A 23,347-nucleotide genomic window follows, 5' to 3' on the forward strand; every position below is an offset into this window, starting at 1 on the left:
AATTTTTGCTTGATTTTCATAATTAAAATACAATAGTGGAAGAAATATGATTATAATGATATAATAGGGAATGCAGTTTAAAAAAAGGAGGAAAATCAAAATGTCAGATCAAATTAGAATTTCACCAGAACGTATGATAGAAAGATCAAGGGACTATCATCAAGAAGCAGAAAAAATTAATGAGGTAATTAATAGAATGACTTCATTAATATCAGAATTACAAACTGAATGGGAAGGACAAGCAAGTGCAAGCTTTGCCAATCAATTTAATGAATTAAGACCAAGTTTTGTAAATATGCATGATCTTGTAGAAACTATTTCACATCAATTACAACAAACTGGATCAGCAATGCAAGAAAGAGATCAAGAGATAGCTTCACAATTTGGAGTTAAATAATATAGTTAATAATTGAATTAAAAGGGCTGCCGCATTAAGAAAATTACATACAATATATTGATTTGTATACCAATGACAAACATGATATTTTAGTAAGTTTATTTTTAGTGAGACAGCCCATTTTAGGAGTTAAGAAATGAAAAAGAATACAATTGTAAGTATATTAGTAATTCTAATTATATTTACATTTAATATATATAAAGTTAGCGCAAGTAATGAATTAGATATAGAGCATGACTCTTTAAAAAGTAGTCAAAATGAAGCATACATGTCAGTACCAGACATATATGGTATTGATTTGTTTACAGATAAGATTACAAAAACAAAACAAGAAATAAGTAATAAACAGAAGAGTAATAGAAAAGATTTATATAATAGCATTTTCTTAACAACAGTTAATGCAAAATCTATTAGAGATAAAAAATTTTCTCAAAATATGGAAACATATAGCTTGTTTGATGAACAAAGCATGCAGAAAAAAATTGAATATGAAAAAGAGGATAGTAATAGTAATATTATAACTATTTCATTAATTGTGATTTTATGCATACTAACAGGCATAGTAACAAGGCTGTATTATATTAAGAAACAAAGAGGAGAAGAAAAACGCAGTGAATATAATGATTACGCTGGATTTTAGAGTGCAGAAGAAAGGTGAATTTGATATATCTTTAAATAGTGAACAAGTTATAGAAGAAGCTATAAAGATAGTTAATGATAGCTTAGGGTTAAATCTAGATTTACAAAAGGTGAATTATTGTAAATCCAGTAGAGAGAAGAGAATAATTTCTATATACAGCACTTTTGAAGAAAATAATATATACACAGGAGATAAATTAGAATTATTATAGAGGATAAATGATTATGAAAGAAAATGAATTTGAAAAAGTAGTTAAATTATCAGAGATTAATGCTAAAAGAGATAGTGAAATTAATAAGCTAACTTATGAAAACACATATTTAATTCCATGCAAAGCAAAGGTTGAAGGCGAAGAGGTAAAGTTTACATATGATTTAAACGAATTGAAGCCGTTTAGTGAAATAAAAAATAGAAGAACTGTTGAAAAGTTGAGATTTTTAATAAATGTCAGTGGTATTTTAGAAATAGCAGAGGAATATTCATTTAAATTAGAAACAGATAACATCTATTATGATTATAACTATATTCCTAAAATCAAGGATAGAGATATAAGGTTAGAGGCTGAGGTTATAGATTATAAAGATTTAGTTTTACAATATAAAAGTTTAATTGCAGATGTACTTAATAAAAAATATTCATATAAGGACTTTTATAATGGCGGCATGGATTTGATGAAAAATAATAAAAAAATTAAGAAGTACGTGTCCTTTGAAAGTATTGAAGAAATTAAAAATGAACTTTTAGAAGATTTAAAAATACAAGAAAAAGAAGATAAAGAAAAATACATAGAAATAAAATTAAGGAATCATAAGATAAGAAAATATAGTATATGGGCAATGAGTGTAATAATAGCTGGATTAATGGCTTATACAGTTTATTCAGCAGTATTTTTAGTTCCCTTTGAAAGAAAGGTAATTAAGGCTAATAGCTATTATATGAAACAAGATTATGAAGGTGTAATAAAATGTTTTGAAAACACAAGAGGCTTAAAACTTAACAATGAATCAAAATATAAGCTTGCATATTCATATGTAATGTCACAAAATCTCGCAGAAAATAAAAAGAAGAATATAATAGCTACATTAAATGATAAGAGTGATGAAAGTATTTTAGATTATTGGATTGCCATAGGAAAATTAAAATATGATGATGCAATAGATTCGGCTAAAAAAGTACAGGATGATGAATTGCTTTTATATGCTCTTTTAAATAAACAAAAGTATATACAAGATAATAATAAGATGACTGGAGAAGAAAAACAAAAAGCACAAGATGGCTTACAATCTCAAATAGAAAAATTGACTAAAAAACTAAATATAGGAGAAGAGGCTAAAAAAAATAAAGCAAAAGATTCAACTACTACTGATGCAGCTAAAGATAAAGCTGCAGGCGGAGATAAATCAAATGAATCAGGAAGCGGAATAAATTTAGCTCCAGGTAAGTAGGAGGAAAAATGTATTATCGAAACAGTGTATTATTTTTTGAGGATGATATAGTAAGGGAGATTCCATGTGATAAAAAAATATATATTTCAGAACAGTTTAAAATAGGAACTAAAGAAGAAAACATTGGAAATATAGCTTGCTGTAATGAAAATAATATAGCCATATTGAATATTGGAGAAAACCAGATAAAATTAAAACCCTATGAAAGATATATGTGTGAATATAGAAAAAATTTATCAATTGTTTATTTTATAAATGATAGAAAGAAAGTATCAATAAAAAGAAAGGGTTTTATTACCATTGGAAACTCAAAAGACGATATCATCTATTTAAAAACAACTAGAGAATTAAAGTTAAGATTAGAAAAAAACAGATTATATAGACTTACAGAACAAGAGATTTATGTGAATGGAAAGTTAGTAAAAGAAAATCTAATTATTTTGAGGGAAGATGATCTAATCTTAATTGGTAGAATTAAGATTGCATATCATGAAGATGTGTTATGCATTGAAGGAGATTCAGCTTCATATGAAACTTCTCTTCATACTGTGGATTTAGAAGAAACAAAATTTGAAGGTTTTCCTGAATATAAGCGATCACCTAGAATAATTAAAGAATGTCCAACTGAAACAGTAGGCTTTAAAAATCCACCAAGCAAAGGGGAAAGAAGAAAAGGACAGCTGGCGAGAATTATAGTACCGCCAATAGTAATGTTAATAATAACTGTTATTATAAGCATAGTGAGTCCTAGAGGGATATACATTATCATGAGCGTTGCTGCAATGGGAATGAGTGCTGTGTTTTCCATAATCTCTTATATAAGTGATAAAGAAGAGGAGAAAAGAAAAAATAAGCTTAGAAAAGAAGTATATGATAAATATTTGTTAAACCTTAGAAAAAAATTAGACAGCTTAAGAAAAGAACAAATGGAAGCTTTAAATTATCATAATCCTACATTAAAGCAAATAGAAAAGATGATAGAATTCTATAGCAGCAGAATATATGAACGTACATATACCGATGAGGACTTTTTAAGTATAGCAATAGGAAATACTGATATAGAAGCAAGCTATGAGATGAAGTTTTCTAATGAATCTATACAACTTGAAAAAGATGAATTATTAGATGAAGCCAATGAAGTTTACAATGAGTTTAGCATAGTGAGAGATATGCCGGTTGCTATTGATTTAAAAAAGGCCCACTTTGGATTAGTTGGAGAGAAGAAATATGTACATGAGCAACTAAACCTTATATTTGCGGAGCTTACAGTATTTCAGAGCTATAATGATTTGGAAATAATATTAATACATAACGAAAAATATAGGGAAAACTTTGAGTGGTTAAGATGGTATCCTCATTTTAAAATAAGAGCCATAAATGTTAGAGGGCTTATAGATACAGAGGTAGTGAGGGATCAAGTACTTAGTAGTGTTTCTAAAATATTAAAGGATAGAGAAATAAAAAGTACTGAAAATCAGGACAAAATAAGATTTACACCATATTATCTATTTGTTATTGATGAACCAAGTTTAATATTAAATCATTCTATAATGGAACATTTACAAAAATATGATTCTAAATTAGATTTTTCAATAATATATACAAGCCAGTTTAAGGCTAATTTACCTGAAAACATTAGAACAATATTAAAAATTGACAATTATGAATCTGGAACTCTTGTAATAGATAAAGGAATTCTAGTAAATAAAAAAGTTAAACTCAATCATGTAGATGTAAAGTTAGAGAATTTATCTAGAAGATTAGCTTGTTTAAAACATGTTAAAGGAATGAGAAATCAAATTCCAGAGAGCATAACATTCTTTGAAATGTACAATGTTAATAGTCCTAAGGAGCTAGGAATAGAAAATTTATGGATAAAGAATCAAGCATATAAAACTTTAGCAGTACCTTTAGGTGTAAGAGGTAAAAAAGATTATGTATATTTAAATCTTCATGAAAAGGCTCATGGACCTCATGGGCTTATAGCAGGTACTACAGGATCAGGAAAAAGTGAAATAGTACAGTCATATATTTTATCCTTAGCGGTAAATTTTCACCCTTATGAGGTTGGATTTTTATTAATTGATTATAAGGGTGGAGGTATGGCTAGTTTATTTAAAAATTTACCTCATTTGTTAGGTACAATTACGAACTTAGATGGATCTGAAAGTATGAGAGCTATGGCATCTATAAAGAGTGAATTAGCAAGAAGACAGCAGATATTTAATAGATATGAAGTAAATCATATTAATCAATACAATAAGCTATTTAAAAATGGTGAAGCTGAAGAACCAATGCCTCATTTGTTTTTAATTTCAGATGAATTTGCAGAATTAAAAAAGGAACAACCCGATTTTATGAGGGAATTAGTTAGTGCTGCTCGTATCGGAAGAAGTTTAGGAATTCATTTAATACTTGCAACACAAAAGCCATCAGGTGTAGTTGATGACCAAATATGGAGTAACTCAAAGTTTAAATTGGCATTAAAAGTTCAGAATGAATCAGATAGTAATGAAATCATAAAAACACCAGATGCAGCAAAAATAACTGAACCTGGACGAGCATACTTACAGGTTGGAAATAATGAAATTTATGAATTATTTCAATCAGCTTGGAGTGGAGCAACATATGAAAATCACGAAGATGATGATTCAATAGATGATAGAGTATATCTCATTAATCATATAGGACAAGGCCAACTTCTTAATAATGATTTAAGCAGCGGTGCTGAAGATTTAAATCTTAAAGCAACAGAACTAGATGTAACTGTTGATTATATAAATAAATTATTCAACAGATTACAATTGCCAGTGGTAAAAAAACCATGGCTACCACCATTAGAAACTAAAATTACTTCGCCTCATATTAATGAAGATAATATAGTTGATGTAGCAGAATTTAAAAAACTAGATACTAATGTCAGTATTGGTATTGTAGATATACCAGAAAATCAATCACAAGATGAATATAAATTAAATTTTTCAAAAGAAGGAAATTTTGTTATATTTTCATCAGCTGGATTTGGAAAAACTACAACATTGACAACAATTATGTTATCACTGGCAGTTAAAAATTCACCACAAAATCTGCAATTTTTTGTTTTGGACTTTGGTAATTCAGGACTAATACCAATGAAAGAGTTGCCTCATACGAGAGATTATATCAAATTTGATGATTTTGTTAAATTCCAAAAAATGTGCAAGATAATAGACCAGGAAGCAAAGAAGAGAAAAAGGCTTTTAGGTGAAGAAAGTGTGGCCAATTTTACTATGTATAATGAGGTAAGTGATGAAAAATTACCAGCTTTATTTATCATAATAGATAATTATGATGTAATAAAGGAGTTTGGAATAGAAGCAGAAGACTTCATTATGAAAATAACAAGAGATGGCGCTGGTATAGGAATATTCACCATAGTAACAGCTTCTCGTCAGAATGCGATTAAATTTGCAGTGCTAAATAACTTTAAAAATAAAATGACACACTATCTGTTTGATGAAACTGAAGCTAGAACTATTATAGGAAAGGGCAATTATACATTACCGGATATACCAGGAAGAGCTATGGTTAAACTGGAAAATATTAATATAATGCAGGTCTACTGTGGAGTTGATTTTCAAAATGAGCTAGAATATGCAAATAAAATATTAACAATGGTAGAAAAAATGAAAGCTCTATATACTGGTGACAAAGTAGAAGGTATAAGAATGTTGCCGGAAATTCTTACAATCAGCAAACTTAAAGAATTTGCAGATGAAAAGAAATATAAAAATAAAATTCCAGTAGGACTAGATGCAGAAAATGTAGGAACTCAATTTATTGAATTAGATGGAGGATTTAAATTAGTAATAGGAGGGGCTCAAACTGGTAAGACAAATGTTCTAAAAATAATGCTTTCATTAAGAAAAAATACTGAAACCTATGTGTTTGATTCTAAAAGTGGAGAGCTTTATCCATATAAAAATGAAGTTAATAAATATGTTACATCACAAGATGAACAAAGAGAATTTTTGTATAAGATCAAGAAAATAATTGATGAGAGAAAATCTGAATTTGATAAACGTAGAGCAGAAGAACCAGGATTGATGCCAAAAATATACTATGCTTCATTAAATCCTATTATGGTATTAATAGATGATTGTGACAATTTCACATTAGAAATAAACTTAATCAAAGATTTGCCTGTAAAAGAAATAATAGAAGAGGCAAGTAGTATAGGTATAACGTTTATAGCCAGTGTTCAAGGAAATGGTCTTAAAGGATATGATGATGTAACTAAAATATTTAAAAAATCTATAGATGCAATTATTTTAGGCAATCCAAATGATCAAACTGTAATTGCAAATTATACTAAAAGTCCACAAATAGCTTCAGACTTAGGGTATATGTATAGCAAAGGCAAAATGCAGTTGATTAAAATGCCTAAAGTGAAATAAATAATATAATAAATAAATTGGAGGAGGGGAATAGAAAATTTGAAAGGAAAGGTACTACCAGCACTTATTATTATGAGTGCTATAATTGCGACATCTACCACTTCATTTTATGTTGGAAGGCAGGTACAACAAAAGACTTTTTTTACTGAGAAACAACAACAAAGTAAAGAATCAACTAAAATTGCAGTGGTAAATCAGGATCAAGGAACAAGTTATAAGGATAAAAAAGTCAATTATACATTAGATTTTTTTAAGTCTTTAGATAGTGGATATGAAATAACAGATAGAGAAGGAGCCCAAAAAGGAATAGAAAGTGGTAAATATGGAGCTATGATTGTAATTCCAGGGAACTTTTCCAAAAATATAACATCAATAAATGAAGTTACACCATCAAAGGTTAAAATTTACTACCAGACAAATGATAAATTAACTAAGGAAAACAAACTCGTAGTGTCAGGGAGAATAAGTGACTTTGAAAAAAATTTAAACAGTAAGTTAAGTTATATGTATTTATCAGGTATATTTGCTGAATTACATAATGGGCAAGATTATGCATCAGACATATTAAAAGATGATACTACTGATTTAGAGGCACTTAATTCAATAAATGATTCAGACATACTGGCGTCAATTAAGTTGACTCCTTTAGAAAGCAAAGATATTAAATTTAGTAATTTAGATTTAAATAAGGATTTTGATGAAAATAGAAAAGTAATAGATGAAGTTGATAAAAAATATAGAACTAAAATGATACCTAAAGAAGCAGAGTTAGATGGTATTAAAAAGGAACTTGTTGATGTCTTGATTAATAAAAATGCAGGAGTTAAAACCTTCTCAGATAGATTAAAAAAAATGGATCAAGATCAGATAGCTGACAAATTTTCTGGTAGATATAAGTATAACTACAGTGGGATAACAAATAATTATGATGTAAATATATCTGATGTTAATTCATATTTAGATGATTTAACCAAAGATAAGGGTAAAATAGATGGTCTAGTAGATAAGTATGAAGATCAAACCTTATTAAAGGTAAATGAAAAAGGAAACAATGCTATTAAAAAATCTGATGAGAAACTTAAAGACATACAAGAAAAAGCAGACTCAAATTCTGACATTATAAAAAATAATGCTATAAGTGGTTTGGAGAATTTGAAAAAAGATATAAAAAGTGAGAATCCTCCTAAAACACAATCACTTAATGAAGAATATATATTATATGGGCAAATGATAAGTAAATTGAAAGAAATCCATCCAGAAGCTTTTGATGATGTGTATAATCAAGTGGTGAAGAATAACGATATTGACTATAGTAAAATATTAAAAGATCCATTAGCTAATTCAAAAAATGATAATTCATTTAAAGATTCTGATGAATTAAAAGAATATATAGTTAAAGGAATTGATAACAAAAGTGGGAATTTCATAACATCAAGAAGCAGTAATTATAAAAATGTTGATGAAAATGATGCAAATGTTAAGAGTATAAGTGACATAATTAGTAATTTAAATAAAGCTAATACTGATTCAGATAAAATAGCATCATCAGCAAAATATATTATGAATGATGATGACTATAAATATCTTCAAGATATCTTTAGTGAAAATAAAGATAAAACATTAAGTGAAAGCTTGAAGATAAAAGACACTCTTATCAATCAAATAAAAGATTCAGTAGATGGATCAAATAAAAAGCAATTGATTTCTACAATTAAAACTAATAATGAAAAAAGTGTAAACAGTATAAAAGGGAAAATACAAAAAGAAGCAGAAAAAGTTGTGGAAAATGCTGGACCAATTACGGTTAAAGATGTAGTAGATGTATTTGATAAAGACTATATGGCCCAATTTAATAACATCATAACCCATGCAGATAGTCTTGAGAAAACACCTGCTAAAGTAGAAGATGATAAAGAAATATTTGAGCTTTTAGGAAAATATGATAAATCTAATGAAGATCTGAACGATAAAGTGACAAAAAAGATAGATGAATACAATAAAGTTGAAGATGAAGTTAGAAAGCAATCCAATGACCATGTTACTGCAATGATGGGTGACTTAAATAGAGGAATTGAAGAATCTAAAGGTAAATTGGCAGGTGGATTACAGAATGCCAAGACAATGAAGAAAAAAACAGCAGATTCTAATAAAGAAAGATTGGATTCCTTAGTAAGTGTATTGGGAAATTCAAGATTAGGAACTGTAGAAAATTCAAATTTGTATAGATTTATTACAAATCCTGTATTGGTAACTCAAAATAAATCGCTAGAAGGGAATATAGTTAAACAACAGCAAAATGATACTAATGAAGTTAAAGGAATAGCAATTTCAATTTTAGTTGCATATAGCATGTTAAGAATTGCAATGTTTGTGCGTAAAAGAAGAGCTTATCCAGGAGCGTAGAAATGCTTATCCACCATGAGGGGATTAGCAACGGAGTGATGGTATAAAACCTAACTTGAATAAGTAGATTAATAAATCCTATATAAGAGACATGGTAAAAATGTATTACTTATATAGGATTTGTTGTTAATTGGATGCGAATCTTTCAATTTATATTCTCAATATAATTAAGTTTCAATTGAAATTATGGTTAAAGTTAGTAAGGAGGAAAATAGGAAAATGGCTGAAGGCAAAGAAATTAAGTTAAATGAACAAATTTTTGATAATGCAATTTCAAAATTAACAAATTATAAAAGTAACTTAGTTGCAACAAACAATAATTTTAATAAAACAAATGCTAATTTGAAGGGAAAGTGGTTAGGAGATGGAGGAACTGCATTTATACTTAGTGCTAATGTACTTAAGGCAAATTTTCTGAAAATGACACAAGAATTGCAGGAAGAGATTAATGATTTAACAAGTGCAAAAATTTCTATGTTTGGTTTGGATTCTAGTTTAGCGCATAGTATAACAGAAGCTATTTTGGGACCAGGTGTAGGAGGAATTGAAGTAGCTGCAAGTATGGCTGATAAACAAACCAAATAAGTGAATAACAACTAATATAATATAAGGTTCTAGTTTAAATTACAATGTTAAGTAAAAACAGAAACAACATGTAGAGAGGAAGCAGAAACATGGGATGTAGATGTAATGATATTTCAAGATGTACAAGTGATATATCCAAAATAAATGAAATGAAAAACTTATTTTCTAATGCAAATAACACAAATTTCTCTGTATCAATAGAGTTACAAAAATTAGCAGTAAATTGTATGACAACATTTTCTTGTGTTAATATGGGAGGATTGATGTCTGAAGAAAAAAAGTTGAATAAAGATATGACAGAGTCACTACCTAAATTAGTTAAAAAGTGTGAAGATAAAATTCAACAATTAGAAGCTCAAAAAAGTGCAATGATAACAGAGGATATTGAGTATCATAGCAAAGATGACTAATACCACAAGAAATAGGAGGACCTGAAATGGACTTTAGTTTAGATATAGGTGAGTTAACTGCAACAATAAGGGAATATGAAAATGTAATAAAAGATTTAGAAGAGCAAAAAGAAAACATAAACAAAGCAATTAAAGTACTTGCTGACTTAGGATGGTCAGGTGAAGCAAAAGATAAATTTATGGAAAATCATATTAAAAAGCAGGAGTTTTATACAAAGTTAATAGAAGACATAAAATATGAGAAAAATGCTTTAGAAAATGAAGAAAAACCAAGAGCAATTCAATTAAAGAAAAGATGTGAGGGCTTTGAAGATTGTATAAAAAGAAGTGCTGGAGGAGCATCACTTACAAATGACGATACAGGGATTATTTCACTTCAATATGGAGGGCAATTTCCAATAAACAACAATGTTAATGAATGTACAAACGATTATTATAGAAATATGAATTCCAAATTTGTAGAAATACTAAGTTTGGTAAACAGCTTGACCTTTACAACATTTCCTATAACAGGAAATGTTGAAAGTGCAGAAACTTCGCTTAGAAATCAAACAACAAGTTTGACAGAGTTTGATACTTCATTTAATACATATTGCAGCGGTGTAAGAGACATGGAAGAAAATATATGCTCAGTGTTTTCGAAAATATCAGGAATAACTGAAGGAATATCTCAAATTAGAGGTATGTCCATTATCTCAGAAAGTGGACAAGTGGATAAGAATAAAGTAAAACAATTAATGTTAAAGAATCCTAGTGGATTAACTAATGAGGAAAAAGAAATGTTAGCATATTTAGAAAAAGTATTAGGTGAAAAGAGATATGCCGAATTGAAAGAACAAGCAATAAAGGAAGAGAAGGATTTAGCTCAATTAATGAATCTGACCGGTAGTTATGTTCCATCATCTATAGCTTATATTATAGACCCAGAAACAGGAAATGTGATTGGGTTACAAAATGTTGATAAAAAAACCTTACATCGTATAAATTATTTAGCTGATAAACTAAATTGGCTTAAGGAAAATGAATTGAGTGATGATGAAGGTAGTTGGATGTTTTGGAAAGTCTATAGTAGACAATATTTTGAAGGTGAATTAGCTAAGACATTATCGGAGATAAAGAGTGGTGAGTATGCTAAAAAACAAGAAATAAAAGATAGAGTATATATGGGTTTGGATGGAACTTTGGAGTTTATAGGCGGTTATACAGAAACAGACTTAGGATTTACTGTAGCAACAGGGGGGTCAGCTCTTACAGAAGGATTAGCTGCACCAATTGCTATACCAGTAGGAGGGTATTTAATGGCAGATGGTAGTAGTGCAATGACTGAAGGTGGAACTAAAGTAGTTAATGCTTTAACAGGTAAAAAATTTAACACAATAAATCCATTAAGAGACTGGGTTTATAAAAAATCTTTTGGCGATGAAAATGGAGAAATGTATTATAATAGAGCTTCTTTAATATGTGGAGGAATTTGTATAGCTGGTGATGTTCAAAGTATATCAAAGATAATAGGAGAAGATAGTATTAAAGTAGTACCAAGACCTCAAAATATAGCAAAAGCAGAACGATTAAAGTTACCTATAGAAACTATAACGACAAAAACAATTAATGGAACAACTAAGAAAACAGTAGATACAATACAAGTAATTGATCAATCTACTAAAACACCTATGATTTTACAACGTACTATAACAGAACACCTTTTACTCAATACATGGGATTTTACTAAAAATTCATTTTACACAGGAGTAGATTTAAGAAATACTAAAGGTACAGCACAATCAGTCCAATCAAGTTTATTACCAAATGAAGATTAAAAGAGGATAGATATTATGAGTAAAAAAAAGAAAATCACTAATTGGAGTCAAAATTATATTAAAAAACCAAACAAGAGAAATATAAACTGGAGAATTATCTTAATAGGGTATATTATAGGTTACATTATATCTTTATGTATTACAGGGATACCTAAACTTACTTATTTAATTCCTATAAAAGTAGATGCTATGTGTATATCTATACTTATAACATCTTTATCAAAAGTACCCAAAAAGCCAAACAAAACTGATATAGAAATACGTTGGAACGGTGTCGTTTATGGAATTATATCTCTAGTATTATTAGTAGTAGTAGTAATATTACTTCAAATACTACTAAAATATAATATAATTACAGATATAAGACCATTTTTAGGTATGTTTGGATGTGAAAAATAAATAATAAATAAAAAAATATACTAAATTTGGAAAAGTTATGGCTCAACCACGACTTTTATGAATACTAAGTTTTAATAAATATTGTAGTGGCGTAAGAGATATAGAAAACAATATATGTTCAGTATTTGGAAAGATGGACAAGTAGATAAGAATAAATTAGGACAATTAATGCTAAAAAACCAATGTTACTTCTTTTTATTTCAATTTTTATTTTTCTATATAGAACTGCTGTTAAATCAGGAGATACAGAAGCAATTGAAAAGGTTAAGAAAAATGTGATAAAGTTTTTTATATGCATAGGGCTATTAATACTATTAATAGCTGGTCTATTTATATATGATTCCCTTACTAAAGTATAAAAAATGAGTTTTAATGAGCTTTAAAAATAAAAAAAATATACTTATGAGTGTTTTTAACTAAAGCAAGATAAAGGATAAAAAATATAATAGAAGGAGAGTAGTTTAATGGAAAAGTATTTATCAATAGGATCTATAGTACTTTTAAAAGGTGGACAAAAAAGTAATGATATATGGAAGAAAACAAATAGATAGTCAAACAAAGAAGGAGTGGGATTATGTAGCATGCATCTATCCAGAAGGAAATATTGACTTAAATCATAATTATTTGTTTAATCATGAACAAATTGATACAATATTTTTTACTGGTTATCAAGATGAGGAAGAAGTAGGGTTTAATAAATTTTTGCAAGGATTAGAGAAAGATGAAAATGAAGATTGTTGATGAAAATGAAACAAGGTTAAATAAAAAGAAGTATAAATACAAATTAATTTATTATGTAATTGGTTATGTTATATCCTTGTGTGTTAGTGGTGTTCCTAGTTTAATATATTTAATGCCTATTAAGGTAGATGTGTTAGTAATAGGTGCGATTATAGGTACATTATGGAATATCCATCATTACAGTATAACTGGAAATGATGCACGTTCGTATGCACTTCTTCCAGCGGTAATATTAATAATATTTATAGCTATAACAGCGAGTATATCTACAGTTTTATTCAATTGTGGTATAATTACGAACCATGACCCTTTTGCAGGTATGTTTGAAACATTAAGTCAAACAAATGGAAAATAGCAGGTTTACTACGTTTCACCACACACCTCGTGGTGTAAACAAATAAAAAAACAAAGAAGGGCGATCTTACTTTTAAAATTTTGAAATATAAATGTCTATTCACCTAAATTGCTGATTTAAAGTCACCTTTATTGACATTATCTAAATGTAATAGTAAAATCCCATTAAGTAAATTATTAAATTGATAAGGGGTAAGTGATATGAATTATAGAAATTTAGTTAATTCAGGATTAAAAGTTTCAGTAATAGGCTTTGGAGGAATTCCTATACAAAGAATAGATAATGAAAGTGCTAAAGAAGTTATAATAGCGGCAGAAGAAAAAGGAATAAATTTTATAGATACAGCCAGAGGTTATTCTGTATCTGAAGAATACATAGGTGAGGCATTATTAGGAAGAAGAGATAAATGGATTATTGCTACTAAATCCATGGCTAGAGACAAGCAATCTATGAGTAATGATGTAAATAAAAGTTTAGCTAATCTAAAAACTGATTATATAGATCTTTATCAATTACATAATGTAAAAACTATGGAAGATTACAATAAAGTTTTAAGTGAAGATGGAGCGTATGAAGCTTTATTAAAATTTAAACAGGAAGGAAAAATAAAGCACATAGGAATAACTTCTCATAGTCTTGAAATTTTAGAACTTGCTATTGAAAGCGGAAAGTTTGAAACAATAATGTATCCATATAATATAGTAGAGGATCAAGCAGAAAAGCTTTTTAAAAGAGCAAAAGAATTAAACATAGGAATAATAGCTATGAAGCCAATGGCAGGTGGAGCTATAAATAATGGAACATTAGCATTGAAATATATATTACAAAATGAAAGTGTAACCTGTGCTATACCAGGAATGGGAAAAATAGAAGAGGTAGAAGAAAATGCTGCAGTTGCTTTAAATGATATCAAATTAACAGAAGATGAGAAACTAGAAATTAAGAAAATATCAGATGAGTTAGGTACTGAATTTTGTAGACGATGTGGATATTGTGCACCATGTACAAAGGGAATAGATATACCAGGTATATTTTTATTACAAGGATATAAAGAAAGATATAACTTAAAAAAATGGGCGGAAGACAGATATGAAGCTTTAAAGGTGACTGCAAAAGATTGTATAGAATGTGGAAAGTGTGAGTCTAGATGTCCATATAATTTGCCAATAATAAAGATGTTAAAAGATGTTAAGAAGACTTTTGAAAAATAAAATAAATTTTTATAAAAGTTTTTCTTGAAAATTTATATGAAATTATGTATAATAAAATGATTTATGGTTAAAATAACATGATAGGGAAATAAGAGGTAACTGATTCTATTCCTAGCACCTTTGTTTAAAAGGTGCACTTTTTTTAGGTATAAAATTCCTCCAATTAACAAAACATATAATAAATTTATTAATAATTTGGAGGGATATTTAATGAGTGGAAAATTAAGCTGTAATGCAGAAAAGTGTGTAAATAATATAAATGGTCTTTGTTCTGCTAATAATATACATATAACAGGAGAGGCATCTCACAGCAGTAGAGAAACTGGATGTGAAACTTTCTCTCCAAAAGGTGTTATAAATGCTATGTCTAATTTTACAAATATGAACTTGGTTGGACAGTTTAAACAGTTATTTAGTACAGAGTCTATAGAGATGAGTCCAGAAATAAAGTGTGAAGCTGAAAATTGTATTTATAATGTAAATGAATTATGCACAGCAAGTAATGTTCAAGTATATGGTTCTGAGGCAAGAACTAGTAGGGAAACTGAATGTGAAACTTTTAAAGATCACTAAAATAAGCGGATTTATCCGCTTATTTTAATTATATGGCTTTTAAAAATGAATATAATAATTTTATTCCATAAAACATAACTATACAGCCACAAAGTATGTTTATTTTTTTAAGAAATTTTTCGGTAAGGGTGTTTTTAAATATAGAAAAAATTGTAGCTAAAAAGGTAAACCACACTATAGAAGCAGTACACACTCCACCAATAAAAAAGTTATAAGTATTTAGTGGAAGGGATGCTCTAAAACTACCTAATAATAGTGTACCATCTAATATAGCTTGAGGGTTAAGCCAAGTTACAGTAAAGCATGCAAGGGCTATTTTTGATATTGGTATATTTGGATCTGTAGAAGTTTGAGTTGATAAATTGGGCTTAGATCGTATAAGGCATATTCCAATGTATAAAATAATAATGCTTCCCAATAACAATATTGTTAACTTGAGAAAGTTAAACTTATTTATAAGCAAACCTATACCAAAAAAACTTGAAAGGGATAAACTTATATCAAAAAATATAGTTATAAAGGCCACTTCATAAGCTCTTTTTTTACTCATAGATATGGATGAGTTTATTACATATAGATTTTGCATTCCAATAGGTGCAACATAGCTGAGACCTAAAACAAATCCTTGAATTAAATATTTTATCATATATATTATCCTCCTGAACTAAGATTCCTAATGTAAATTATAGCTTTAGTTAAGGATAATATCTCCAACCAAAATGATAAAAGTTTTACCAACCAAAGAAAAGTAAGCGGTAAATATTGACACGCGCCTAGATAAGTTCTTCTAAGACTTAGATGTAGAAAGGTATTTCTCAAAAGTAAGCTCTATCTCTGAGTCTAGGAATAACTTGATGTTTTGATAAAACTTCTAACTATACGAGATAATTTTTCTAAACCAATTTTCATTTCTTCTAATGAAGCATAAGAATAAGATATTCTTAAATTTTCACTATTAAGAGAGTCGTATATACTTCCTGGATTAATAAGTATATTTTCTTTTGCTGCTTCGGAGAATAACCTATTCATTGATATAGGAGAATTTAGCTTTAACCATATATAAAAACCACCTTTAGGAATATTCCAAGTAGCAATATCAGAAAAATTTTCATTTAAGGTTTTTAAGGCATTATCTCTTTGAATTCTTAATTTAGATCTTACATTGTTAAGATGCTCGCTATAAAGTCCACTACTTATCCATTCTGCCAATATTAGTTGAGATAATGAACTAGAACCATAGTCCGTTTGCATTTTTATATCAGCTAATCTTTCAACTACTGGTTCAGGACCAATAAGCCATCCAATTCTAAAACCTGGTGCAAGAGATTTTGACACACTTCCAAGATAAAGTATATTCCCATTTTTGTCACAAGATTTTAATGGAAGGGGAGGCAATTCATCTAACCATAATTCTCTATATACATCATCTTCAATAATAGGAATTCTATGTTTTTGACATAAATTTAATATTTCCATACGTCTGTCTTTAGTCATTACAGTTCCTGTAGGATTATGGAAAGTAGGAATTGTATATAATAAAGTATTAACTTTACTATTAATTTCCTTGGATATTTCATTAGGAATAATACCTTTGTCATCCATCTTTGTTCCAATCATATTCATACCCATAGATTGAAATATGTGAAGGGATTTTAAATAAGATGGTTTTTCTATGAGGATTTTAGAACCTAAAGGCAAAATTGATAAAGCTATTAATTGTAAGGCTTGAAGTGCTCCAGAAACAATAAGTATGGAAGATGGTTTAACATTTATCCCATAAATTTTAAGATATTCACTTAAAATAATTCTTAGTTCTAAAAGACCTTTACCTTCAAGATAGCCTAAGGATGTAATTTTGTTGGAGCACCTGTTTAATACTTTATCCATAATATTTTTAGGAAACAATTGAGGTCCAGGTTCACCAGTGCCTAATCGTATAATGCCTTTTTTATATTCCAGCTTATTAACCATTTGAATAGTATGAAGATTGGGTTTGTGTATACTTCCTTCTATGTAATTTTGCCAGTTTAATTTAGATCTTGATGAAAGCAAAGACCAAGTACTATTTACTATTCTAGTACCACCACCACTGTTTCCTTCAATAAAACCCTTACTTTTTAATTCATCAAAGGCTTCTACTATAGTACTTCTATTTACTTTGAAGTCTCCAGCTAATTGTCTTTGTGAAGGAAGCTTAGTACCTACAACCCAATTTTCAGTGGATATTTCATTTATTATATAATCTACAATTTGTTTGTATAAAGGGTTAGAACTATTTTTTTCTGGTTTCCAGTTAATGTTTATCAAAAAACAATGCACCTCCTGTATATATAGCTTTTATTTATTAACAAAATGTGTAATAAGTTGTAATTTGTGATTTCAATATATTGAGAATTACATCATATAAGAATAAGATATCCTCTAAGTTATATTTTAATAGTTAATCTTGATAAAAACAAAATAAAAAAACTTAATAGACAAATTTAATACTAAACTGTAGAATAGTGAAAGAAGATTTAATATGGTAGGTGAAATAATGAATAAAAACATTTCTATAAATAAAAATGAAGAATATGATATGAATATAACAGGAATGGGGTATGAAGGTGAAGGAGTAGGTAAAATAAATGATTTTACAGTCTTTGTACCTGGTGCTTTATTAAACGAGAAGGTTAAAGTAAAAATAGTTAAAGTAAATAAGAATTTTGCTTTTGCAAAGCTTATAGATGTTATGGAAGCTTCTGAATACAGAACTGAACCAGCTTGTAATATATATAAAAGATGTGGAGGATGTCAGCTTCAGCATTATTCTTACAGGGCACAATTGGATTTTAAAAAGCAGAGAGTTAAAGATTGTATAGAAAGAATAGGAAAATTAAAAACTTCAGAAGTAATTTTAAATGACACTATTGGTATGGATGACCCTTATAGATATAGAAACAAAGTTCAGCTGCCTGTGGGAGAAAAAAATGGAGAAGTTAATATAGGATTTTATGCTCAGAGAACTCACGAAATAATAAATATGGATATCTGTAATATACAGCATGAAGCAGCAGACAAAGTATTGAAACTGATAAAAAGTTGGATGAAAAAATATAAAATAGAAGCTTATAATGAGCAATTACATAGTGGAAGCATAAGACACATAATGGTTAGAAAGGCATTTAAAACAAATGAGGTTATGGTTGTTGTAGTTACTAGAAGTAATGAATTACCTCATAAAGAAGAGCTTATAGAAATGCTGATAGAAAGTAAAGAGAACATTGTTAGTATTATACAAAATGTAAATAGTAAAAAAACTAATGTAATTTTAGGAATAGAATGTATAACTTTGTGGGGAAAAGATAATATAAGTGATTATATAGGTGATTTCAAATTTAATATATCTCCATTATCTTTCTTTCAAGTTAATCCAGTACAAACAGAAGTATTATATAATAATGCATTGGAATATGCTTCATTGACTGGGAATGAAACTGTATTTGATGCATATTGTGGTACAGGTACTATATCTTTATTTTTATCTCAAAAGGCTAAAAAAGTATATGGAATTGAAATAGTTCCACAGGCTATAGAAAATGCCAAGATAAATGCAAAGCAAAATAATATTGATAACGCAGAATTTATAGTAGGAGAATCTGAAAAAGTCATTCCTGAACTAATAAAAAATGGAGTAAAAGCAGATGTAGTAGTTGTAGATCCACCAAGAAGGGGATGTGAAAAGAGTCTTTTAGAGGCTATAGCACAAATGTCTCCTGAAAGGATAGTATATGTTTCTTGTGATCCAGGAACTTTAGCTAGAGATTTGAGCATACTGGATGAATTAGGGTATAAGGCTACTGAAATTCAACCTGTAGATATGTTTCCACAAACTGCTCACGTTGAGACGGTCGTATTGATGTCAAGGGTAAAAGACTGAATGTACAGGAAACCCAGTAAATAAGCCATTTCTGTGATTTTGCGGTTTTCAAACTGTACGCTCAAAACGTGATTTTACTTGTGCAAGGGAATCAGTCTATCGGGTCGGATTCCGTTCACGAGAGAACAGGATTGATAACAGGCTTTCACGATAGGACAGAATAGATGTTTTGCATTTTTGGGGCTTGGTGAGAGGACAGGATAGATGTTTTTTGGATTATTGCGTGTGCGTGGGAACATATCTGATTTGAGCAGAAAAGTTTACTCATAATAAAAAGCAAGGCATCTACATCAATTTCGTAAAGTGCCTTGCTTTATCATATGTTATACTCTCACATTATTGCCATGAAACCTGCAAGGGTTCCCTGTCCACTAATCGTTTAAAAGTATAGCTGGGATATCCAACGAGCAACGCACCTGTGACGCTCTTGCTTTGGGGAAGCTGGAGAAGCTGCAGCAGGGGTTCATATCCCGCCGCTGCGCAGTATTCAAACAGCCCTGACCAGCAGGTGCCAAGAGCGAGTGCCGGAGCATAAAGTTGGGCATAGGTAAGTGCAAAATGAGTATTGTCCCGACCGAGAGCGAAACGCTCTTTCTGTGCCATGGCAATGATCAAACATGGCGCATCCCTCAGAATTGTGTCCCTGCCATTTTCATGGTAACAGCGTATGGTATTGGCGGTGTTTTTTGACCATGGGGATTTTCCTAAAGCACCGTATCTTAAATCTTCCTCCGCCCAATCCGCAACCGCAGCTGCGATTTCTTTTAAGGTCACAGCATCATCCACAACAAGATAGGATACTCCCTGTGAATTGCAGGCTGTTGGCGCAAAATGTGCAATATCCAGAAGCTCGTGGATGGTCTCACGCGGCACACGCTTTTTTTGAAAAGATCGAACAGACCGACGTGACCGGAGAAAACGGGCTGCCGTATTGGCGTCCTGTATCGGCATTTCTTTGAGTAAGACTTGTTTTTCAAGCGGGGCCTGTCTGTGATCCAATGCGCCGTTTGGACAAGCCGCTACACAATGCCCACAGGCAATACAGAAATCATCGATGACCTCGGGGCCGTGCTCTCCCATGTCAAGCGTGCCCCGGCAGACCTTTACGCAAAGTCCACATTGTGTGCATTTGTCCTGATTTATCTGAATCAAATTCTCCGCAGTCATGCTCACTTACCAGCCAGTACGATATTTAAGGCTTTGATTTTTCCTTTTTCAAGGCTAAAATGGAAATCCAGCGGAATCGGGCTTCTCTCGAAGTTGCCAGAAAGCGTAGCGGTGACAACCGTTTCACCGTTTTTCTCTGTACAGTGGGTAATTTCGGTCATGACTTTAGCGTCTCGGTTTGCCTCCAGAATATGCTCGCTGACGGCTTCGGGGCCATGATACTCCATTCCCTCGTCAGCCAACACGGCATCAGCCGCAAAGCAACCCGCAAGCAGCGCATCGTCATACACATCGGAGGCATGATAAAAGGCAGCAATCGACTGCGGCAATGGAATTGCCCTGCTATTAGAGGAAAGAACATTGCAAAGCCGTGTGATTTTATCCCCATCCAGCGTAAAGTGAAAATCAAGATATAGAGGGTCTGGAAGGCCGGTCTTGTCATAATCTCCGTCTGATTTTGCGGTGACGACGAGTTCTCCCGCATCCAGAACGGCGTTTGTGACTTCCAGCCTCAAATGTATACTGAAATAATCGAGGTCGCTCCACTCTTTAATAGCGGCTTTTCCGTGATATTCCTTACCGGCGTCTATGACGACGGCGTCCTCAGCAAAAGCGGAAAGGAAGGTCACGGGGTCATCCGTGTTTGTTGCCTGAAAATGTACCTCAACCGGTTTTGGTAATTGAAATTGATTGTTTGACATAATTTTCACTCTCCTTTACAGTGTTCGGACAATCCCGCCGTCAATGGTATGTTCAGCGCCGACAATGTAAGAAGCGCGGTCAGATACCAGAAAAGCCACCATCTCCGCGACTTCCTCCGGGCGCGCTGTGCGGCCGATCGGAATGCCGCCCAGTGAGTCCATCAAAGACTGTCTGGCGGCATCATAGGTGCATCCACGTTCCTGGGCCATCCGCTCGATGAGTCTTTCTGCGGCTTTCGTTTCCGTGAACCCGGGCGCAATACTGTTAACACGGATTCCCTTCGGCGCAAGCTCAGTTGCAAGTGCTTTGCTGTAATTTGCAAGCGCTGCTTTGGCTGCCGAGTATGCCATGGTGTTTTCTCCCGGAAAGCGGCGCTGAATGGATGTAATATGAATAATAACGCCATAACCTTGTTTCAGCATCGGAGGAATTAAGCCTCGATCCAGCCGGACCGCCGCGAACAAATTGGTATCAAAGGTCCGCTGCCAGTCTGCGTCAGTTTGCTTAAGAACGCCTCCGGTGGGGGTTGAAGAGCTTCCAACATTATTGACAAGAATATCGACACCGCCAAAGCGTTCAAGTATATAGTCCACAATCTTTACTGTGCCATCGACGGTGCTAATATCAGCCTGTATAAATAATTCTGTGTTTTTTAATTCATCCGGGGTGGTTCGTGCTGTTGTGATGACGGTAGCACCAGCTTTTGTAAGGCGTTTTACAATTGCTTCTCCCATTCCGCCCTTAGTTCCGCCAGTTACAAGAACACGTTTTCCGGCAAGCTCCTTTGGGTCAATTTCTATATGGTTGTAATTATTCATGAATAGTCTCCTTTACTATGATTAAATTTATTTTACATTCCCATTGTAACAATGATAACCTGACAGCATCATGTCAGGTTATCATTAATATTTGCTGGAAATTCTATTTAATTCATCCCGTAGCATATCACATATATTATTTGGACTTAACACTTCAACATCGGCACCAAAAGACAGGATGTAACGAATCAGCCATTGATTTTCAGGTAAGGAGGCAGTAACAGTAAATGAGCCGTCCCAATTCCTCGTGACATCTTTTTCATCAAACTCATCATATACCCGATATGCCCCCTCGGCAGATATCTTTAAGCATACTTGAATCCATTTCTGCGTATTATCCGTCTGGCTTTCATTTGGTAATTCACTCAAGACCTTCTCAGTAAAAACCTCCTGCGTCATCAGAAGCTCCGACATTCTTGAGATTTTAAAGGTTCGATAGGCGTTTCTGGTAAGGCAGAACCCTTGCAGGTACCAGGCATTTACTTTGAAAATGAGCTTAACCGGTTCCACTCTCCGCGCACTTTTCTTACCAGAGGAACTAATGTAATTGAATTCAATGATCCGGCGGCTTAAAATGGCGTCCTTTATGATAGTAAATTGAAATGCCCTTTTTTTATCGCTGCCCCATGGACTAAAATCCACTTCAATCCAGCTCGTTTTATTTTTATTGAACAGACGACTTAGCCTCTCAAGAACGTCATCTGACTCGGGCGCCTTTACGACTGAAAGGCTTTGAAGTGCGTATAATATTTCGTTTTGTTCCTTTTCTGAAAGAAGAGATTTATCAAGGATATAATCGTCAAGCAAAGAGATGCCACCGCCCTTGCCTTGGCTTGCATAAATTGGTATCCCTGAGGAAGACAACGTGTCAATATCCCGGTAGATCGTTCTCACGGATACTTCAAAGTGTTCCGCCAATTCAGTGGCAGTTATGGATTTTTTATTGAGCAAAATGTATATGATTTCAAAAAGTCTGTTAATCTGCATATGATCACTCCAGTTCTATTATATTATAACACAATAACCTGACAATAGTATGTCAAGTTATACGTCAATGAACCAAATATATAGTAATTTGTTAAAAAATCACTTATCTACGAGTGTGTAACAGGAAAAAGAGAGGTGAAATAACTTGGATGATAAAGAGAAACGCTTTGAAGAAGATATAGAAACCTATTTTCTTTCAAAAGGTGGCTACACAAAAGGAGATTTAACAACTTACAGCAGGGAAAAAGCTACTGATATGGTTTTATCCTTAAATGATATTCCAATGGCAGCACTTGAATTCAAGAATTAAATCACAGGGCAGTCAGTGGAAAATGCAAAAAC

22 protein-coding genes are annotated in these 23,347 nt (G+C 31.3%); 16 read left to right on the forward strand and 6 right to left on the reverse strand.

Annotated elements, in window-relative coordinates; all coding sequences use genetic code 11:
• The first annotated feature begins 100 nt into the window (after positions 1-100).
• The 14 genes from EG57_RS0201305 to EG57_RS0201370 all read left to right on the forward strand — a co-directional run bounded on the left by EG57_RS0201305 (position 101) and on the right by EG57_RS0201370 (position 15,412).
• Complete coding sequence (locus EG57_RS0201305; protein WP_029159405.1) at positions 101-397, forward strand: WXG100 family type VII secretion target; 297 nt, start codon at positions 101-103, stop codon at positions 395-397.
• 136 nt (positions 398-533) lie between these two features.
• On the forward strand, positions 534-1,037 hold the full coding sequence (locus EG57_RS0201310) for a type VII secretion EssA family protein (RefSeq protein WP_032075514.1): 504 nt from the start codon (positions 534-536) through the stop codon (positions 1,035-1,037).
• Positions 1,018-1,248, forward strand: coding sequence for a hypothetical protein (locus EG57_RS0201315; protein ID WP_242859790.1), 231 nt, complete (start codon positions 1,018-1,020; stop codon positions 1,246-1,248). Before EG57_RS0201310 ends, EG57_RS0201315 begins: the two co-directional genes overlap by 20 nt.
• Before the next feature lie 13 nt (positions 1,249-1,261).
• Positions 1,262-2,482 (forward strand): type VII secretion protein EssB/YukC, encoded by a 1,221-nt coding sequence (locus EG57_RS0201320; protein ID WP_032075516.1) that lies wholly within the window; start codon positions 1,262-1,264, stop codon positions 2,480-2,482.
• Positions 2,483-2,490: 8 nt separating this feature from the next.
• On the forward strand, positions 2,491-6,918 hold the full coding sequence (gene essC / locus EG57_RS0201325; RefSeq protein ID WP_032075517.1) for a type VII secretion protein EssC: 4,428 nt from the start codon (positions 2,491-2,493) through the stop codon (positions 6,916-6,918).
• Positions 6,919-6,957: 39 nt separating this feature from the next.
• Complete coding sequence (locus EG57_RS0201330; RefSeq protein WP_032075518.1) at positions 6,958-9,321, forward strand: YhgE/Pip domain-containing protein; 2,364 nt, start codon at positions 6,958-6,960, stop codon at positions 9,319-9,321.
• 219 nt (positions 9,322-9,540) lie between these two features.
• Complete coding sequence (locus EG57_RS0201335; protein ID WP_032075519.1) at positions 9,541-9,906, forward strand: hypothetical protein; 366 nt, start codon at positions 9,541-9,543, stop codon at positions 9,904-9,906.
• 89 nt (positions 9,907-9,995) lie between these two features.
• Entirely contained in the window at positions 9,996-10,316 is a 321-nt protein-coding gene (locus tag EG57_RS0201340; RefSeq protein WP_032075520.1) for a hypothetical protein, read from the forward strand.
• A gap of 26 nt (positions 10,317-10,342) precedes the next feature.
• Entirely contained in the window at positions 10,343-12,133 is a 1,791-nt protein-coding gene (locus EG57_RS0201345) for a hypothetical protein (RefSeq protein ID WP_032075521.1), read from the forward strand.
• Positions 12,134-12,148: 15 nt separating this feature from the next.
• The gene (locus EG57_RS0201350; protein ID WP_032075522.1) at positions 12,149-12,532 is read left to right on the forward strand and encodes a hypothetical protein; all 384 of its coding nucleotides are present in this window, start codon (positions 12,149-12,151) and stop codon (positions 12,530-12,532) included.
• Positions 12,533-13,054: 522 nt separating this feature from the next.
• Entirely contained in the window at positions 13,055-13,273 is a 219-nt protein-coding gene (locus EG57_RS25110; RefSeq protein WP_242859782.1) for a DUF4176 domain-containing protein, read from the forward strand.
• The gene (locus EG57_RS0201360; protein WP_242859783.1) at positions 13,260-13,628 is read left to right on the forward strand and encodes a hypothetical protein; all 369 of its coding nucleotides are present in this window, start codon (positions 13,260-13,262) and stop codon (positions 13,626-13,628) included. The genes EG57_RS25110 and EG57_RS0201360 overlap by 14 nt, the downstream gene beginning before the upstream one ends.
• 200 nt (positions 13,629-13,828) lie before the next feature.
• The gene (locus EG57_RS0201365) at positions 13,829-14,839 is read left to right on the forward strand and encodes an aldo/keto reductase (RefSeq protein ID WP_032075524.1); all 1,011 of its coding nucleotides are present in this window, start codon (positions 13,829-13,831) and stop codon (positions 14,837-14,839) included.
• Between the two features lie 210 nt (positions 14,840-15,049).
• Positions 15,050-15,412 carry a DUF1540 domain-containing protein gene (locus tag EG57_RS0201370; protein WP_032075525.1) on the forward strand — a complete coding sequence of 121 codons (363 nt, stop codon included), beginning with the start codon at positions 15,050-15,052 and terminating at the stop codon, positions 15,410-15,412.
• Between the two features lie 28 nt (positions 15,413-15,440).
• Here the strand turns inward: EG57_RS0201370 and EG57_RS0201375 are convergent, their stop codons facing one another.
• Together EG57_RS0201375 and EG57_RS0201380 are read right to left on the reverse strand one after the other, a co-directional pair.
• The gene (locus EG57_RS0201375; protein ID WP_032075526.1) at positions 15,441-16,058 is read right to left on the reverse strand and encodes a LysE/ArgO family amino acid transporter; all 618 of its coding nucleotides are present in this window, start codon (positions 16,056-16,058) and stop codon (positions 15,441-15,443) included.
• Positions 16,059-16,252: 194 nt separating this feature from the next.
• Positions 16,253-17,719 (reverse strand): aminotransferase-like domain-containing protein, encoded by a 1,467-nt coding sequence (locus EG57_RS0201380; RefSeq protein WP_032075527.1) that lies wholly within the window; start codon positions 17,717-17,719, stop codon positions 16,253-16,255.
• Positions 17,720-17,948: 229 nt separating this feature from the next.
• Here EG57_RS0201380 and rlmD point away from each other — a divergent pair, with 229 nt between their 5' ends.
• A complete protein-coding gene (gene rlmD, locus EG57_RS0201385) occupies positions 17,949-19,331 on the forward strand; it encodes a 23S rRNA (uracil(1939)-C(5))-methyltransferase RlmD (RefSeq protein WP_032075614.1) in 1,383 nt (460 codons plus the stop codon).
• Positions 19,332-19,667: 336 nt separating this feature from the next.
• On the opposite strand, the gene EG57_RS0201390 is transcribed toward rlmD, so the two are convergent.
• The 4 genes from EG57_RS0201390 to EG57_RS0201410 all read right to left on the reverse strand — a co-directional run bounded on the left by EG57_RS0201390 (position 19,668) and on the right by EG57_RS0201410 (position 23,005).
• Positions 19,668-20,498 (reverse strand): nitroreductase family protein, encoded by an 831-nt coding sequence (locus EG57_RS0201390; protein WP_032075528.1) that lies wholly within the window; start codon positions 20,496-20,498, stop codon positions 19,668-19,670.
• 2 nt (positions 20,499-20,500) lie between these two features.
• Positions 20,501-21,199: a nuclear transport factor 2 family protein gene (locus EG57_RS26465; protein WP_108849529.1), complete on the reverse strand. Its 699-nt coding sequence runs from the start codon at positions 21,197-21,199 to the stop codon at positions 20,501-20,503.
• A gap of 15 nt (positions 21,200-21,214) precedes the next feature.
• Positions 21,215-22,018, reverse strand: coding sequence for an SDR family oxidoreductase (locus EG57_RS0201405; RefSeq protein ID WP_032075529.1), 804 nt, complete (start codon positions 22,016-22,018; stop codon positions 21,215-21,217).
• Between the two features lie 84 nt (positions 22,019-22,102).
• Entirely contained in the window at positions 22,103-23,005 is a 903-nt protein-coding gene (locus tag EG57_RS0201410) for a helix-turn-helix transcriptional regulator (protein ID WP_032075530.1), read from the reverse strand.
• A gap of 145 nt (positions 23,006-23,150) precedes the next feature.
• Here EG57_RS0201410 and EG57_RS26960 point away from each other — a divergent pair, with 145 nt between their 5' ends.
• The gene (locus EG57_RS26960; protein WP_242859784.1) at positions 23,151-23,315 is read left to right on the forward strand and encodes a hypothetical protein; all 165 of its coding nucleotides are present in this window, start codon (positions 23,151-23,153) and stop codon (positions 23,313-23,315) included.
• The last annotated feature ends 32 nt before the right edge of the window (positions 23,316-23,347 follow it).

The organism is Clostridium drakei, assembly GCF_000633595.2.
Classification (GTDB): Bacteria; Bacillota; Clostridia; order Clostridiales; family Clostridiaceae; genus Clostridium_AM; species Clostridium_AM drakei.

Coding starts and splice junctions, on each gene's coding strand:
- EG57_RS0201305 (WP_029159405.1), top strand. CDS start 101: ATGTCAGATCAAATTAGAATTTCACCAGAACGTATGATAGAAAGATCA.
- EG57_RS0201310 (WP_032075514.1), top strand. CDS start 534: ATGAAAAAGAATACAATTGTAAGTATATTAGTAATTCTAATTATATTT.
- EG57_RS0201315 (WP_242859790.1), top strand. CDS start 1,018: ATGATTACGCTGGATTTTAGAGTGCAGAAGAAAGGTGAATTTGATATA.
- EG57_RS0201320 (WP_032075516.1), top strand. CDS start 1,262: ATGAAAGAAAATGAATTTGAAAAAGTAGTTAAATTATCAGAGATTAAT.
- essC (WP_032075517.1), top strand. CDS start 2,491: ATGTATTATCGAAACAGTGTATTATTTTTTGAGGATGATATAGTAAGG.
- EG57_RS0201335 (WP_032075519.1), top strand. CDS start 9,541: ATGGCTGAAGGCAAAGAAATTAAGTTAAATGAACAAATTTTTGATAAT.
- EG57_RS0201340 (WP_032075520.1), top strand. CDS start 9,996: ATGGGATGTAGATGTAATGATATTTCAAGATGTACAAGTGATATATCC.
- EG57_RS0201345 (WP_032075521.1), top strand. CDS start 10,343: ATGGACTTTAGTTTAGATATAGGTGAGTTAACTGCAACAATAAGGGAA.
- EG57_RS0201350 (WP_032075522.1), top strand. CDS start 12,149: ATGAGTAAAAAAAAGAAAATCACTAATTGGAGTCAAAATTATATTAAA.
- EG57_RS25110 (WP_242859782.1), top strand. CDS start 13,055: ATGATATATGGAAGAAAACAAATAGATAGTCAAACAAAGAAGGAGTGG.
- EG57_RS0201360 (WP_242859783.1), top strand. CDS start 13,260: ATGAAGATTGTTGATGAAAATGAAACAAGGTTAAATAAAAAGAAGTAT.
- EG57_RS0201365 (WP_032075524.1), top strand. CDS start 13,829: ATGAATTATAGAAATTTAGTTAATTCAGGATTAAAAGTTTCAGTAATA.
- EG57_RS0201370 (WP_032075525.1), top strand. CDS start 15,050: ATGAGTGGAAAATTAAGCTGTAATGCAGAAAAGTGTGTAAATAATATA.
- EG57_RS0201375 (WP_032075526.1), bottom strand. CDS start 16,058: ATGATAAAATATTTAATTCAAGGATTTGTTTTAGGTCTCAGCTATGTT.
- rlmD (WP_032075614.1), top strand. CDS start 17,949: ATGAATAAAAACATTTCTATAAATAAAAATGAAGAATATGATATGAAT.
- EG57_RS0201390 (WP_032075528.1), bottom strand. CDS start 20,498: ATGACTGCGGAGAATTTGATTCAGATAAATCAGGACAAATGCACACAA.
- EG57_RS26465 (WP_108849529.1), bottom strand. CDS start 21,199: ATGTCAAACAATCAATTTCAATTACCAAAACCGGTTGAGGTACATTTT.
- EG57_RS0201405 (WP_032075529.1), bottom strand. CDS start 22,018: ATGAATAATTACAACCATATAGAAATTGACCCAAAGGAGCTTGCCGGA.
- EG57_RS0201410 (WP_032075530.1), bottom strand. CDS start 23,005: ATGCAGATTAACAGACTTTTTGAAATCATATACATTTTGCTCAATAAA.